Raw genomic sequence first — 15,189 nt, 5'->3', positions numbered from 1 at the left:
ACGAGCGGTGACCAGATCGCAGGTCAGGGAATGTGCGGAGGCGGCTCGTCCCCTGGGGGCCGGTCACCAGCGGAATTTCCGTCACCGCTGGCCGCTCCCTCCGACGGATAGAACCGCAGCACCGGCGTCGGGGTATCGATGTAGGTGTTTCCGTTGGGGCTCGTCCAGCGCAACACGCCGTGCTGCTCATGCACGACCTGCCAGTGGGCAGCGTGCTTCATCGTGTGGTGCCCCTTGCACAGCAGCGCGAGGTTATCGAGATGGGTCTTGCCGCCATCCGCGGCAGCCAAGCCGTGGTCAGCTTCGCACCGATGGGCCGGCTGACGACAACCGGGAAAGCGACAGTGTTCGTCACGGACCCGCAATCGTCGCCGCAAATCTTCACCGGGTCGATACCGATCAACAGCCAGCACCGCTCCTGAAATCGGATGCGTCATGACCCGATCCCACCCCGGTTCATTACCGGCGAGAGTGCGTGCCGTGTCAGCATCCATCGGGCCAACACCGATCAGCTCAGCGCCTGTGCCAGCCCCTCCCGCCAGTGTCGTGACCGGAACCGAGACCTGCACGTTCGCGCGAATCGCCCTCAGCCCATCGCCGTGCGCGAGCGGCGCCCCGGAGAGCGCGATGTCGGCGAAGACGTCAGCGCGAATTTCATCACGGCAACGCTCATCATCGGGGTCAGCCTTTTCGACAGCGACCGCGATCGACGTGAGCCGGTCATGAATGCCATGAGCAAGAACCGCGGGCAGGAGGGCCACGAGTTCGGCCATGCCATCTCCGACATCACGAACGGTCACCGCCCGGCGCTTGCGAGCCGTCTGATGCCGCTCAGCAATGCTGCGCGCATGAATCTGATTGGCCACGCTCGGCAGTACCGCGGCCAACCGGGGCGGTGTCGTGATCAACGCACGCTCCAGCGCCGCAACCTCATAATCGGCCCGCATATCAACAGGCAGACCGTCACTCGCCTTCACAATTTCCTGCACATGGCGCACGGTGATGGCGCCCGTCCGGAGCGCCTCAAACGTCTGCGGAAATCCGACATAGACGTCATACGCATCAGACATTCGACGTTGCACGGCGCGATCGCTGAGCCGCAGGGCGGCTGCGATCTCGGCACATGCCGACCGAATCATCATGTCGCGCTCGGCGATAGGCTCGGCCGTCTGCTTTGACAGCGCATCCACATGCTCAAAAACTGCCGCGTACAGTGCGGTCTCCATCGCATCGAGCCCTGCTCGTGCCCGCTGAATCTCTCGCAGAGAGCTCAGCGCAAACGCGAAACCGCCAGGCATCTCATCGGTGGCGGCAACTTCACTCGACACCGCCGGCGCCTCCGCCGGAAGCGCTGACATCGCACCACCATCGCTTGTCGCCTCGCTGGGCGGCAGGTCTGGAGCGGAACCCGCGATGGGCTCATCCGGTGGCTGTTCGATCGTCATGTCTCCATGATTTCACGATTAGTAGAATATATCTACGATCATGAGGGGGATCTCATCGAAAACTTGTTCGAGAGAGCAGAATCGGACGGCCCCCGGCGGTCTCCGGTGCGCCGTCCGTTCCCTCCTGCCTACGCGCGCAGCGACCGACGCGTCGGAGGCGGAGTCACGACCCCGTCCACGGACCCACCCGCACCAGCACCAGCACCAGCACCGGCACCAGCACCAGCACCGTCACCGGCAACCACGCCGTCCCCAGCAACAACCGGAATGCTCCCCGTCCGGCGCGGCCCCGCGGGTCCATCATCCGGCCCAGCATCAGAGCCAGCACCAGAACCAGACCCGCCAGCACGACGCGTAGCACGACGCTCCTTCGCCCCTTCAACCAGGTTGTAGAGCGTCGGCAATACGATCAGCGTCAGCACGGTCGACGATACGAGTCCACCGATCACGACGATCGCAAGCGGCTGGCTAATGAAGCCGCCGTGCCCTGTGATGCCAAGCGCCATCGGAACCAGCGCGAAGATCGTCGCCAGCGCCGTCATCAAAATCGGACGCAAACGCATCGACGATCCGGCGATCGTGGCGTCATATGTCGACAGTCCGCGGTTGCGGTACTGGTTCACCAGGTCAACGAGCACAATCGCGTTGGTGACGACAATACCGATGAGCATCAGCACACCGATGAGCGACGGAACGCCGAGCGGAACCTGCGAAACGATCTGCAACAGGATGGCACCTGTTGCCGCAAACGGAACCGAGATCAGCAGCAGCAACGGCTGACGAAGCGACTTAAACGTCGCCACCATCACCACGTAAACGATCAAGATGGCGGCCAGCATCGCGAGCCCCAACTGGGTGAACGCGTCGTTCTGTTGCGTAATCACACCGCCAAGCCCGGCGCTCGCGCCCTTCGGCAACTTCACCTCGTCCAGTGCGCCACGAACCGCGGTGCTGGCCGTCGATAGGTCATCACCGAGCGGGGTCACTGACACCGTTGCAGTACGCTGCCCGTTTTGTGTCGTAATCGACGAGGGCCCATCGGTCTGCTCGACGGTTGCAATATCGCCAAGACGCGTCATTCCGAGCGCTGACGGAATCCGCATATCCGCGAGTTCCACAATCGTGGCAGGCGGGTCAGCCGACGCGATAACCACCGTCACCGACGCGTCGTCAATCTCAATGGTTCCGGCCGGCTTCGGCTGCATCGCAGCATTCACCATGCCGCCGACAACCACCTCACTGAGCCCAACGGCTGCCGCCTTTTCGCGGTCGACCTGCACGGCGATGTACGGCTGGGCGGCGGCAAGGTTGCTCGTCACCTGCTCGACACCGTCGAGGCCGGTCATCTTGTCCTGCACCGCGGCTGTTGCCTTCTCCAGCGTCGCGGAATCCGGTGCCGTGACCTCAATCGCGATATCACTTGAACCCAGCGATGCGGCAGCGGCAATCGTCACTTCGCCGACATCCGACAGCTCAGCAACACCCGACTGAATATCTGCGCGCACCTTCTCCACGTCTGCATCATCCGTCAGCGTGATCGAGAACGTTGCTCCGGCGGCGCCACCAGTGAAGGCATCGGTAAGAGCGGAACCACTCGAGCCGACCGAGGCCAGCACCGTATCGACGCCTGGCACGTCGCGCAGTACCTTCTCAACACGTGCGGCAGCGGCATCCTTCACCGCGAGGCTCGATGCGGCAGGCATTTCCTGCTGCACCGTCATGGTGTTCTGCCCCGAGTCGCCGAGGAAGTTCGTCTTCATGAACTGCGCGGAGAACAACGTGCCACCGAGAACCAGCAGCGACACAATGAGCGTCACGGCCGAGTGCTTCACCGTCCACGTCAAGATCGGCAGGTAGGCCTTTTGCAGCTTCGAAGGCGGAGCGTCAGGGTGCTCGGGGTCGATGGGGTTGCCATCAGCATCGCGCAGCTCCTTACCCGGCTTCATGAACCAGTAGGCGAGCACCGGAACAATCGTGAGCGCGACCAGCAGACTCGACAGCATCGCAATGGTCACGGTCATCGCGAACGGGCGGAACAACTCACCGGTCATGTCACCCACAAGGGCAATCGGCAAGAACACCGCAACAGTGGTGATCGTTGACGCCGTAATGGCACCGGCCACCTCACGTACCGCAAGAATGATCGATGCCATCTTGTCGGCGCCGCCAACGTAGTGGCGCTTGATGTTCTCAATGACCACGATGGAGTCGTCAACGACGCGACCGATCGCCATCGTGAGTGCACCCAGCGTCAAGATGTTGAGCGAGTACTCCATCGCCTGCAGGCCCAAAAGCGTAATGAGCACGCTGGTCGGGATGGAAATCGCCGTCACGATCGTCGCACGGAAAGACAACAGGAAGATCAGGATGACGATCACGGCAAATCCAAGACCGAGCAGACCTTCCTGAGCCAGTGCTTCGATCGACTGCTGAATGTACGGAGCCTGGTCAAAGATCACCGTGATCTTGCCGCCATCAAGCTGAGACTCGAGCTCAGGCAGCAACGAGGTGATGGCCTTGGACACCTCGACCGTGTTTGCGGTTCCGAGCTTGGTGATCGAAATCGTGAGCGCGTCCTCGCCGTTGACACGCGATATCGAGGTGGCGTCCGCGGCGGTGAGCGCCACCGTCGCCACATCGGCAATCGTCTTCGGGCCGGCAGCCATTTGGTCGGCGTTCGTGGCGACCAGCGGCAGCGCCGCGACATCCTCCACCGACTGCACCTTGGTTCCGGTCTGGACGGTCAATGTCGTGTCACCCTCGGTGATCGCACCGCCGGGGAAGAGCACGCCGTTTTGATCAAGAGCGTCCGTGATGGCCTGCTGCGTGAATCCTGCGGCAGCCAGCTTTGCCTGGTCAGGCGTGATGACCACACGATTCGTCGTGGCACCAAGAATGGCGGCCTGGTTGACGCCATCAATCTTCTCGAGCTCCGGAACCACAATGTTCTCGAGTCGGGTCTGGATCGTCTGCGCGTCGCCACCAGACACGGCAAGCTGCACGGCTGGCAGGTCATCGATCGACAGCAGAAGCACCTGCGGGTCGGCAGAATCCGGAAGCTGGGATGAGATGCGGTTGATCGCCTGCGTCATCTTCTGCTCAGCGGTGGACAGGTTGGTGCCATACGCAAACGACGCCTGCACGACGCTCGCGTTGGTAGTGCTTGTCGCGCTCGTCGTCTCCAGCCCAGGAACGGCCTGAATTGCCGTCTCAATGGGCGTCGACACATCGGTATTCACGACCTCAGGCGATGCACCAGGGTACGTCGTAATGACCATGAGCGCCGGAAACTCAATTGACGGAATGAGCTCCTGCTTGAGATTAACGAGGGCCATGGAACCAAAAATTGCCGCAACGATGGTGATGAGGGCAATGAGAGCGCGGTTTTTCAGGCTCAGAACAGCGAGTTTAAACACGAGACGCCTAGCGATAGAGGTGACGAACTAGTCAATGCCCAGTATTCCACGTGCCATCAGGCCGTGGCTGGGAGCGCTCTCCGCACTAAAGCCCCGCGATCCACGTGCCGCAGGCAACTCCACCGAGTGATGCGAGAACACAGGCGACGAATGTGACGACGATGTTCATCGCCGCGAGCCGTCGCGCACCGGAACGAGCGAGGGTCACCGATGCAACGGTGACCGTTGAGAACGTGGTGTAACCGCCAAGCAGACCCGCGCCGATCGCAACCCCAAGAGGTGCGGAACCAATCAGCGGCGACAGCACGCCAAGCAGGAATGAGCCTGACACGTTCACGACCCATACTCCCCATGGAAATCGCGACCGGGTGCGCCGCGAGATCGTGACGTCAATGATCCAACGCAGCGACGCGCCAATTCCTCCTGCGAGGCTCGCCACAACGAGGGTGACGATGTTCATTCCGACTTCACCCATCTGACGACCGCCGCCAGCGGGTGCGGATGCCACCGACTCCGAAGCCGAGGGCCGCGGCTGCGACACCAGCAATGGCAACGATGCACGCCATAAGCAACCCGGCAAGATCTGTCGCGCTCAGCGCCAGGGCCGAATACGTAGTAAAGCCGCCGAGCGCACCCGTGCCAAGCAACAGGTGCGCACGGCGGTGGCGGGCGCTGGGCGACCGCGTCAACACGGCCGTGACGATTCCGAGCAGAAAAGCACCAGCGAGATTGACAGTCACCAATCCAGCAGCGTCTCCGACAAGGAGCATCACGATCAGTCGCGCGGCGGTCCCCAGCGTGCCGCCGAGAAACACCAACCCCATGTCGCGCGCGCGGCTACGGGGCGCTGACGAGGTCATGCCCCTACGCTAGCGCGCGAACGCGATCCGCCTCAGGAATGTGCAGGAACGACGTAGGCGAGGCGCTCCAACACGGCACGGAACTGTTCCGGACGAATCTTGATCTCACCCTTGGCAATGCGAACATCACGCATCACTTCATCACCAAGAATGACCGACAAGCCGACGATGAGACGGGCCTCAGCGGCGTGGTCACGATTCGGAAGCGACGCAAGCTCAGGGTGCTCATCGAGCCATTCCACCAAGACCTCTTCAAGGCGTTCGCGGCTGGTCGGGCTTGCCCACGATACCCGTGTCGTCGTGCCGGGCTCACGTAGGAAAAGCTGCAGCCGGCGCTTCGTGATCGGGTCTTTTTCGTCACCGCGAACAGCGTCAATCACAATCTCCGATGCGGAGACGATCAGATCAGAACCGTTCTTCTCCAGAATTGCGCTCGTACGTTCGCGGTCGTACTCAAGCGGACGACCAAAGATCGCCTCTTCACGAGATGTGTAGTAGTTGAAGAACGTGCTGCGCGACACCATGGCAATGTCACACACCCGGTCAACGGTGACCGCATCAATCCCCTCATTGAATGCGATATCAACAGCGGCGCCCTCAATCGCCTGCTCGGTGGCGCGCTTCTTTCGTTCGCGAAGTCCAACCATTTTCTGCCCCCTTTACTGCTGATGGCTCTTGCCGCCTCTAACACACCAAGGTTACGTCACAATGTTGGCTCGCATCCAAAATCTCCGTATTCTGGCGACTTCCACTCCGTAGTTCTGTGCGTCGAGTTCAGAGAAGTCCGGCCCGCACCGCGATAACGGCGAGATCGACGCGCGTTCGCGCACCAACTTTGGTGCGTACAGCTGACAGCGTGGACTTCACGGTGCTTTCCGCGACGAGAAGCTGACGCGCAATCTCCGCGTCCGACGCCCCGTGGGCAACGGCAACCGCCATTTCGCGTTCACGTGGGGCAAGCAGAGTCACCAGCGCCTGCGCGTCACGGCGACCAGCCGCCTGCGAATCCTCCCGCACCCACGCAACCAGATGGCTGGCAGACCGCGGCGACATCGGCGTATCTCCGCGCGCAACGCTTCGCACGGCCTGCACGATGCTGCTCGGATCATCGGCCTTAAGTAAGAAACCCGCCGCACCCGCCTCAATGGCTCGCAAGACGGTTCCGTTGTCGTCCATCGCGGTCATCATGAGGAACACCGGACCACTGTCACGGAGAGTTTGCACGACGACGATTCCGTCCATCCCAGGCATCCGCACATCGCACAGCACCACATCGGGCCGGAGCGTGCGCACCGATTCCGCAACCTCGGCACCCCCTGTGCACGTGCCGACAACAGCGAGATCGTTTGCGGTTGCCAGCAGCATGCCCATGCCGGACAGCACAAAAGGATCATCGTCGACGATGAGAACGCGGATCGGGTCAGTCACCGTTCGATGATATCGACGGCTATCGAGGTTGCCATGGCATCCAAACGGAGACCCGGAACGTGCCCTCCTGCGTTTCGCCTGCCTGAAAAGACCCCGCCATCGCGGCCACACGTTCGTGCATGCCCACCAGCCCGTTGCCGCCACCGACCGAAGACGGGCGGGCCCCAACGGGCACCTCATTGGTGATTGATGCGCTCACCCCGGTTTGTGGGCCGCCGCGCACATCAACGCGGATCGCGACGTCACCAGCATGACGACGAGCGTTAGAAATCGACTCCTGCAGAATGCGATACAGCGCGTGCGAGACCTTCTCATCACACGACGCGGGATCGGTAACCATGATCTGAGCGCGCACATCGGCACCATCACTGCTCACCCGGTCGATGAGCAGGCTCAGATCGCTGAGCCCCGTGCCGCGGCGAGCTGCGGTCGGGTTCTTCAGCACATCGACCACGGCGCGCAGCTCATCAAGCGAGCCCTGCGCTGCTTCTCGCACGCGACGGGCTGCCGCGAGCGCATCGCTGCCTGACTGCGAGGCAGCCAGCTCAAAAGCGCCCGCGTGCAGCGACACCGCGCTGAGCCGCGCGGCGAGCGTGTCATGAAGTTCGCGCGCGATCTCCTGCCGCTCATGCTCGCGCGCCATCTCCTCATGCATCACGGCGACGTTGCGCGTCGCCGTGATGGTTCCGGCCCGCGCTTCGTCACGCTCCTGACGGTACTGCCGCAAGAAACCGGTGCCGGCAAAGGGGGCGGTCAGCAGCGCGGCGAGGAGCGGAATAAAGGGAATCAGGCTGAGACGTGCGGTGGAACCGACGGCAGCGCCGTCGACGAAGCTCGCCAACAGGGAGGAGGTGGAGAACACGTCCCACAGCAACGAGACAACGGTGACGACGTAGCCACCGACAATCAGGAGCCAGCGTGTGCGCCCGGTTGTCACAGCGACGGCACCCGCGATTGCGGTCAGCGCTACGAAGGGAGTCGTAGGAAAGACGAGCGAAGCCCCAATCGCTATCGCAGCGATCAGCACAGGCCAGCGTTGGCGCCACCACAGCAACGCCACAACGGCAAGCATCGGAAAGGCCGAGGCGTAGCCGAACGGCGCGAAAGCGTCGGCAGCGCTGCTCCCGTTCGTCGCGTATTTGCCGGCCACCGACATGACGGCCATGGCACAGAGGATCAGCACCAGAACCTCGCGCGACACCCGGTACCACGAGCGCGACGGCTCCGGAAGTGCCTGCGGATCTGGAAAGGTCATGCCTCGATCGTATGGCGCGGCACTGACACCGCTTCACCACCTTTCGTCTGCGATTGACCCCATCTTTCGTCTATCGAACTCTGTGCGTTCGGTCGTGGTGGCAGGTGCCGCGATGTCGATGTGATGGATTCAGCACCTCGGGCCCTGGCCCTCAAACAAAGGAATCTCATGATGCGTCGACTCACCCTCACTGCCGCCACCTCCGCCGCACTGCTGGCGCTCGTCCTGACCGGATGCTCGTCAACGTCCGCCGGCTCCAACACCGGAGCGGTCGACCCCGGCGAGTCCAGCACCGGTGAAAGCACGCCAGCGGAAGCTCCAGCGGAAGCACCGGCAGAGCCCGCGGTTCCGGGCCTGAACATCCCTGTCACGCTCGGCTCCTTCGAATTCACTGTCACCGGTTCCGCTGATCTCGGCCCCAGCATCGGTAGCTCGCCTCTCTCGCACGATGCACAGGGCACGTTCTTGCAGGTCGACCTGGCGGTGAAGAACATCGGAACCAAGTCGGAGACGTTCTTCGATAGCTACGTTACGTTGATCGACAACGAGGGTAAGCAGTACGACGCCGACTCGATGGCGCCGATCTACCTTGACTCCGACGTTTCGTGGGCGCTGGGAGTGAATCCAGGCAACACGATGGCTGGGCCGGTTGTCTTTGATGTTCCGGCCGGCACGGTCGCTGAATTCCTCATGGTGAAGGACAACATGTTCACCGACGAGGGAGAACTCATCGCGCTCAAGTAAGCGATGAGTGAGTCCCGTCTGTGCGCGCGTGGGGGCGCGCACAGACGGGGCTTGTTCTCTGACCCGGAACCTAGGCAGCGGGAGTCTGGTGGATCGCCGTCTCGAAGTTGCGGCCGTTCAGGTCGAGGTAGAGGTGTCCTTCTGTCACGGAGACCGTCATGGTGTTGCGTCGCTCAAGGGCGCCCACGGCATCGTCGATGAATCCGTTGTCGAAACTATGGATCGTGATCTTGTCTGCCTGGTGAATCGTCTTACCCGACCACGCTGTGACAACTTTTGCCGGATCCCGGTGGGTATACAGCGTCGTGCGCTCGGCAAGCTTGCTACCGAAGTGCAGGCGAGAAGCGTCAGGAGCGCCCACCTCGATCCACGCGAGCACACGCCCGGTGAGATCCTTCACCAAAATGGCGGGCTCATCGACCGACGCAATACCCGATGTGAAGTCGATGCCCTCTTCATATTCAAGGCAGTACGCGAGCACACGCGTCAGCATGTAGGCGCCCGTCTCGGAGGGGTGCTGCGCGACGCGCAACGTGAGCTCTTCGTAGACCGACCGGTCAAGGTCGGCGAGGTTCACCGTGAAGTTATAGATCGTCGCACCAGCAGCCATAGCTCTCGAGCTTACTGCCGGTGCGACGATCAACAGCCGCTACTGCTGGGGGATGACGCGAATGGTTCCGGTCACCGACTGCTCGTTCTCCCAGCAGCTGATGCCGTTGACCTCGGGCATCCTGTCCCGCGTAAAGACCGGATCCTTGCCTGCTCGGCGTTGCGCCGAGTAGTCCTTCAGGAGACGGAAAACGATGGGCGATAGCAACGCGATCGCGGTCAGGTTCACCAGCGCCATCAGCCCCATGATGCCGTCGGCCGTGTTCCAGATCAGGTCGGAGGAAGCAACCGAGCCGACCAAAATCGCGATGACAGCGAGCAACCGGTAGACGGTCAGCACCGTGCGGTTTGACGAAATGAACTCGATGTTGGATTCGCCGTAGTAGTAGTTGCCAAGGATGGAGCTGAACGCCAGCAGGAAGACAATGACGGTGAGCGCGATGTTCGCCCACGAGCCCAGTGTCGACGTGAGGGCATTCTGGGTGAGCGAGATTCCGACAACGGCGTCAGACAGATCCGGGGTGGCGACCAGAATGATGAACGCGGTGATCGAGCACACCAGGAAGGTGTCGAAGTACACGCCCAGTGTCTGCACGAGACCCTGCTTAACCGGGTGCGTGACCGCCGCGGAAGCACCCGCGTTCGGCGCTGAACCGAGACCGGCCTCGTTGGAGAACATGCCGCGCTTGACGCCCGTCATGATGATGTAGCCCAGCGCTCCGGCAGCGACTTCACCGAACCCGAACGCCTCGGTGAAAATTGAGGCGAACACCTCAGGGATGCGGTCAATGTGCATTCCCACCACGACGAGGCCGAGAAACAGGTATCCGAGGGCCATCAGCGGAACCACGGCTTGCGTGACCGAGGCAATGCGGCGGACACCGCCGAAAACGACGAGCGCCGTCAAAATGGCAAGCGCAATACCGACAACCCACGGCATCCAATCGCCACCACCGGCCGTTGTCGAAAACGCGTCGGTGATGGTGTTGGCCTGCAGCGAGCTGAACGCGAAGGGGAAACAGACAATCAGGATGATGGCAAACAGAATGCCCATCCAGCGCTTACCCAAGCCGTACTGCATGTAGTAAGCGGGGCCGCCACGGAAGCCGTCCTTATCGCGAATCTTGAAGGTCTGGCCGAGCGTCGACTCGATGAAGCTGGAGGCACCACCGATGAAGGCCATCGTCCACATCCAGAACACCGCGCCAGGACCCGCAAGCGCAATCGCCGTGCCGACACCCGCAATGTTTCCAACGCCGACGCGTGATGCGGCCGAAATTGTGAAGGCCTGAAAGGCCGAGACCGACTGCTTCTTACCGTGCTCATCGAGGGGTGTCTTGTCGGTCAGTGTGCGGAACATGTCGGGGATCATGCGGAATTGCACAATGCCGGAGCGTGCGGTGAAGTACAGGCCCAACATCAAGAGAACCGGAAGCACGATCCAGGTCCACAGGGTGTCACCGGCGGTCAGCACGAAGTCATTGAGCGCATCCATTCCTCCAGTATCGTCGCGATCAGCCATTTTCCGCGGGGACTTGCGCTCGCGTAGCCATTCCCACCTGTGAGGTTTTTCTCACAAACCCGGTTCGCCTTCAATGGGAACTATGAGTTTGCCTCGAATCTCGGGGCAGTCAACCTGCGAACGCGTGGTGTAGGCGTTTCCGGCATGGTTCCGCCGAATCCGACGTCTTCGTGTCATTCACAGGCGTACCAGGCGCTGACATTTCTTTCCCGAGAGTTCCCGAAGGCGTCCATGCGGATGGGACATACATACGCGGAAGGGCATACGGGTGCGGGTAGGTTGGCCACAAGCGGCGGCGCTCGATCGTTGCTCATCCTGAGTGCTTCGGCATTCGGCCAATAGGAATGACGTGGATTATCTCCCCCACCGTTGCCGAAATGGCACCTACCCTCGGCCCTATCCGCCAAACGTATGCTCGCCAGGGCGACTTTCCTCCGCTCACGCGGAGCTACACGGCACTTGCGGCGATTATCCGCGAGTCGGGTCTCATGCGGCGCACGCCCTGGTTCTACGCGCTCGTCGGCGTTGCCATCGCCATCGGCTTTGCTGGAGTCATCACCGCCGCTGTCTTCATCGGCGACAGCTGGTGGCAACTGGTTCCGGCATTTGCCCTTGGCATCTTGTTCACCCAGGTGGCTTTCCTCGCGCACGAGGCGGCCCACCGTCAGATTCTGACGCGCGGACCCGCCAACCTGCGACTCGCGCGTGTGCTGATCGCCATTGTCGGCATGAGCTTTTCGTGGTGGGACAACAAGCACACCCGCCACCACGCGAACCCGAACCAGGCTCACAAAGATCCCGACGTCGCGATGGACACGATCTCCTTCCTCGAAGAAGACGCTCGCACCGCTACCGGCCTTCGCAAACTCATCACGCGTAAGCAGGGCTGGCTGTTCTTCCCGCTGCTCACCCTTGAGGGCCTGAACCTGCACATGCACAGCGTGCGCCACCTCTTGCGGCGACAGAAGACGCCTGGCCGTTTCATCGAGCTCGGCATGCTCGCCGTGCGCACTGTGCTCGTGTTCGGTCCGATCTTCGCGTTCCTTCCGCTGGGCAAGGCACTGGCGTTTGTCGCCGTCATGCTGGCCGTCTTCGGCGTGTACATGGGTGGCGTCTTCGCCCCCAACCACAAGGGCATGCCGATCATCGCTCCCGACGCGCGCCTCGACTTCTTCTCCAAGCAGGTCCGCACGTCACGCAATATTCGTGGCGGCTGGTGGGCAACGTCGCTCATGGGCGGACTGAACTATCAGATCGAGCACCACCTGTTCCCGTCGATGGCGCGCCCCTACCTCGCACAGACGCGCCTCATCGTGCAGGAGTTCTGCAAGACCGAGGGCGTTCCCTACACCGAGACGACGCTGCGGCAGTCCTATGCCCGCGTGATTGCGTATCTGAATGAGGTCGGCCTTGCGGCCCGCGACCCGTTCGAGTGCCCGCTGTTGGCAAGCCGCGCATAGCAACGCAAAAGCCGGGCCAGGCGACTGAATCAGTCAGCCTGGCCCGGCTTTTCGTTTATTACTTAGCAGCCGTTTCGAGCTGCGCAAGGCGCAGCCACGTGTCAACGACGGTGTCGGGGTTCAGCGACATCGACTCGATGCCCTGCTCGACGAGCCAGTCGGCGAGGTCGGGGTGATCGCTCGGGCCCTGACCACAAATGCCAACGTACTTGCCTGCGCGGCGGCACGCCTCGATTGCCATCGTCAGCATCTTGCGCACGGCGGGGTCACGCTCATCGAACGTCGCAGCAACGAGACCCGAGTCGCGGTCAAGGCCCAGCGTGAGCTGCGTCATGTCGTTCGAGCCGATCGAGAAACCGTCGAAGTACTCGAGGAACTCATCTGCCAGCACAGCGTTGGAGGGCAGCTCGCACATCATGATAATGCGGAGGCCGTTCTCGCCGCGACGCAGACCGTTGGCTGCCAGCAGTTCGGTGACGGCCTGCGCTTCGCCGAGGGTGCGTACGAACGGAACCATGATCTCAACGTTGGTGAGACCCATTTCGTCGCGCACGTACCGGATGGCTTCGCACTCCATGTCGAAGCAGGCACGGAAGTCTTCGGAAATGTAGCGCGAAGCGCCGCGGTAGCCGAGCATCGGGTTTTCTTCGTGCGGCTCGTACAGCTCGCCACCGAGAAGGTTGGCGTACTCGTTCGACTTGAAGTCGCTGAGGCGCACGATGACCTTTTCCGGAGCGAAGGCCGCACCGATCATCGAGACGCCCTCGGCAACGCGCTTGACGAAGTACTCGCGCGGCGACGCGTACGCGCCGATACGCTCGTTGATTTCATCCTTCAGTTCGTCATCCAGGGTGTCCAGTTCGAGCAGGGCGCGCGGGTGGATGCCAATCTGGCGGTTGATGATGAACTCGAGGCGAGCGAGACCGACACCACGGTTCGGGATCTTAGAGAACGAGAACGCCTGATCCGGGGTTCCGACGTTCATCATGATCTTCGTGGGCGCCTCAGGCATTTCGTCTAGACGCGTGATGACCTCTTCAAACGCCAGGATGCCGTCGTAGACGAAGCCGGTGTCGCCCTCGGCGCAGGAGACCGTGACCGGCTGACCGACCTTCAGCTGTGCGGTGGCATCGCCCGTACCCACAACGGCGGGAATGCCGAGCTCACGCGCGATGATCGCTGCGTGGCAGGTGCGGCCACCACGGTTGGTGACGATGGCCGACGCAAGCTTCATGATCGGTTCCCAGTCGGGGTCGGTCATGTCGGCGACAAGCACGTCACCGGCCTGGAACGATGCCATCTGGTCGATCGAGGTGAGCACGTTGACGTTGCCTGCACCGATCTTCTGACCAATCGCGCGGCCGGTGGAGAGCACGTCGCTCTGCCCTTCAAGTACGAAGCGGCGCGTGACGTTGCCGTCGACGCGGGAGACCACGGTCTCAGGGCGCGCCTGCAGAATGTAGAGCTTGCCGTCAAGGCCGTCGCGTCCCCACTCGATGTCCATCGGACGACCGTAGTGATCCTGAATGATCAGGGCCTGGCGAGCGAGGTCTTCAATCTCAGCGTCCGTAATCGAGAACAGCGCGCGATCTTCAACGTCAACATCGGTGAAGACCGTGCTCGCGCCGGCTTCCTTTGCATCGGTGTAGACCATCTTGATGGCCTTCTCGCCTACCGCGCGCTTCAAAATCGCGGGGCGGTTGGCACGCAGGGCCGGCTTGTAGACGTAGAACTCATCCGGGTTGACTGCGCCCTGCACGACGGCTTCGCCGAGTCCGTAAGAGCTGGTGATGAACACGGCGTCGTCGAAGCCAGACTCGGTGTCGACGGTGAACATGACGCCCGAGGCACCAATGTCAGAGCGCACCATGCGCTGCACGCCGACCGACAGTGCAACATCGTGGTGGTCAAAACCGTGGTGCACGCGGTAAGCAATGGCGCGGTCGTTGTAGAGCGAGGCGAAGACGCTACGAACGGCGGCGAGGATGTTGTCGATGCCACTGATGTTCAGGAATGTCTCCTGCTGGCCGGCGAAGGACGCATCGGGGAGGTCTTCAGCGGTGGCGCTGGAGCGCACGGCCCACGAGACAGCGTCCGGCTGCGGGTCAGTCTCGACGAGTTGCTGGTAGGCGGACCGGATGTCGGATTCGAGCTCGGCAGGAAGCTCCTGCGTCTCGATCCACTCGCGCACCGTGGCTCCCACGCGTGCCAGCTCAGCGACGTCAGCGACATCGAGCGCCTCAACGGCGGCACGAATGCGGTCAACAAGTCCGTCATGAGCTAGGAACGCACGATACGCGTCGGCGGTCGTCGCGAAGCCGCGGGGAACGCTCACGCCAGCACCGGAAAGGTTCGAAACCATCTCACCGAGGGAGGCGTTCTTGCCTCCCACCTGTGCGACGTCATTCATTCCGAGTTCGTTGAACCACAAGACGTTGGTCATTTGGAAA

General features: G+C 62.0%; 12 protein-coding genes. 2 read left to right on the top strand and 10 right to left on the bottom strand.

Going from position 1 to position 15,189, the window contains the following annotated elements:
- Nucleotides 1-23: 23 nt before the first annotated feature.
- From KTJ77_RS13280 to KTJ77_RS00540, 7 genes are all read right to left on the bottom strand, one after another.
- Complete coding sequence (locus KTJ77_RS13280) at nt 24-1,445, bottom strand: HNH endonuclease signature motif containing protein (protein ID WP_254367322.1); 1,422 nt, start codon at nt 1,443-1,445, stop codon at nt 24-26.
- A 128-nt stretch (nt 1,446-1,573) separates the two neighbouring features.
- A complete protein-coding gene (locus KTJ77_RS00565) occupies nt 1,574-4,861 on the bottom strand; it encodes an efflux RND transporter permease subunit (protein ID WP_217336589.1) in 3,288 nt (1,095 codons plus the stop codon).
- Nucleotides 4,862-4,946: 85 nt separating this feature from the next.
- Nucleotides 4,947-5,369 carry a CrcB family protein gene (locus KTJ77_RS00560; protein WP_367948782.1) on the bottom strand — a complete coding sequence of 141 codons (423 nt, stop codon included), beginning with the start codon at nt 5,367-5,369 and terminating at the stop codon, nt 4,947-4,949.
- On the bottom strand, nt 5,329-5,721 hold the full coding sequence (locus KTJ77_RS00555) for a CrcB family protein (protein WP_217336588.1): 393 nt from the start codon (nt 5,719-5,721) through the stop codon (nt 5,329-5,331). The genes KTJ77_RS00560 and KTJ77_RS00555 overlap by 41 nt, the downstream gene beginning before the upstream one ends.
- A 32-nt stretch (nt 5,722-5,753) precedes the next feature.
- A complete protein-coding gene (locus tag KTJ77_RS00550; protein ID WP_217336587.1) occupies nt 5,754-6,368 on the bottom strand; it encodes a TetR/AcrR family transcriptional regulator in 615 nt (204 codons plus the stop codon).
- 127 nt (nt 6,369-6,495) lie between these two features.
- A complete protein-coding gene (locus KTJ77_RS13625; RefSeq protein ID WP_217336586.1) occupies nt 6,496-7,149 on the bottom strand; it encodes a response regulator transcription factor in 654 nt (217 codons plus the stop codon).
- A 19-nt stretch (nt 7,150-7,168) separates the two neighbouring features.
- Nucleotides 7,169-8,404 carry a sensor histidine kinase gene (locus KTJ77_RS00540; protein ID WP_217336585.1) on the bottom strand — a complete coding sequence of 412 codons (1,236 nt, stop codon included), beginning with the start codon at nt 8,402-8,404 and terminating at the stop codon, nt 7,169-7,171.
- 168 nt (nt 8,405-8,572) lie between these two features.
- Between KTJ77_RS00540 and KTJ77_RS00535 the strand changes: the two genes are divergently transcribed.
- Nucleotides 8,573-9,148, top strand: coding sequence for a DUF4352 domain-containing protein (locus KTJ77_RS00535; protein ID WP_217336584.1), 576 nt, complete (start codon nt 8,573-8,575; stop codon nt 9,146-9,148).
- A gap of 70 nt (nt 9,149-9,218) precedes the next feature.
- Here the strand turns inward: KTJ77_RS00535 and KTJ77_RS00530 are convergent, their stop codons facing one another.
- Nucleotides 9,219-9,758 (bottom strand): YaeQ family protein, encoded by a 540-nt coding sequence (locus tag KTJ77_RS00530; protein ID WP_217336583.1) that lies wholly within the window; start codon nt 9,756-9,758, stop codon nt 9,219-9,221.
- 39 nt (nt 9,759-9,797) lie between these two features.
- Complete coding sequence (locus KTJ77_RS00525; protein WP_217336582.1) at nt 9,798-11,252, bottom strand: sodium:alanine symporter family protein; 1,455 nt, start codon at nt 11,250-11,252, stop codon at nt 9,798-9,800.
- A 371-nt stretch (nt 11,253-11,623) separates the two neighbouring features.
- Here KTJ77_RS00525 and KTJ77_RS00520 point away from each other — a divergent pair, with 371 nt between their 5' ends.
- Complete coding sequence (locus KTJ77_RS00520; protein ID WP_217336581.1) at nt 11,624-12,739, top strand: acyl-CoA desaturase; 1,116 nt, start codon at nt 11,624-11,626, stop codon at nt 12,737-12,739.
- A 58-nt stretch (nt 12,740-12,797) separates the two neighbouring features.
- Here KTJ77_RS00520 and ppsA read toward each other — a convergent pair whose 3' ends face one another.
- The gene (gene ppsA / locus KTJ77_RS00515) at nt 12,798-15,182 is read right to left on the bottom strand and encodes a phosphoenolpyruvate synthase (RefSeq protein WP_217336580.1); all 2,385 of its coding nucleotides are present in this window, start codon (nt 15,180-15,182) and stop codon (nt 12,798-12,800) included.
- Nucleotides 15,183-15,189: the final 7 nt, after the last annotated feature.

Source organism: Microbacterium sp. NC79 (genome assembly GCF_019061125.1).
Classification (GTDB): domain Bacteria; phylum Actinomycetota; class Actinomycetes; order Actinomycetales; family Microbacteriaceae; genus Microbacterium.
This window is presented reverse-complemented; position numbering and strand designations above follow the sequence as displayed.

Excerpts from the sequence above, each read along its gene's own strand:
- KTJ77_RS00525 (WP_217336582.1), bottom strand. The coding sequence starts at position 11,252 with ATGGATGCGCTCAATGACTTCGTGCTGACCGCCGGTGACACCCTGTGG.
- KTJ77_RS13280 (WP_254367322.1), bottom strand. The coding sequence starts at position 1,445 with ATGACGATCGAACAGCCACCGGATGAGCCCATCGCGGGTTCCGCTCCA.
- KTJ77_RS00530 (WP_217336583.1), bottom strand. The coding sequence starts at position 9,758 with ATGGCTGCTGGTGCGACGATCTATAACTTCACGGTGAACCTCGCCGAC.
- KTJ77_RS00520 (WP_217336581.1), top strand. The coding sequence starts at position 11,624 with ATGACGTGGATTATCTCCCCCACCGTTGCCGAAATGGCACCTACCCTC.
- KTJ77_RS00555 (WP_217336588.1), bottom strand. The coding sequence starts at position 5,721 with ATGACCTCGTCAGCGCCCCGTAGCCGCGCGCGCGACATGGGGTTGGTG.
- KTJ77_RS00540 (WP_217336585.1), bottom strand. The coding sequence starts at position 8,404 with ATGACCTTTCCAGATCCGCAGGCACTTCCGGAGCCGTCGCGCTCGTGG.
- KTJ77_RS00535 (WP_217336584.1), top strand. The coding sequence starts at position 8,573 with ATGATGCGTCGACTCACCCTCACTGCCGCCACCTCCGCCGCACTGCTG.
- ppsA (WP_217336580.1), bottom strand. The coding sequence starts at position 15,182 with ATGACCAACGTCTTGTGGTTCAACGAACTCGGAATGAATGACGTCGCA.
- KTJ77_RS00550 (WP_217336587.1), bottom strand. The coding sequence starts at position 6,368 with ATGGTTGGACTTCGCGAACGAAAGAAGCGCGCCACCGAGCAGGCGATT.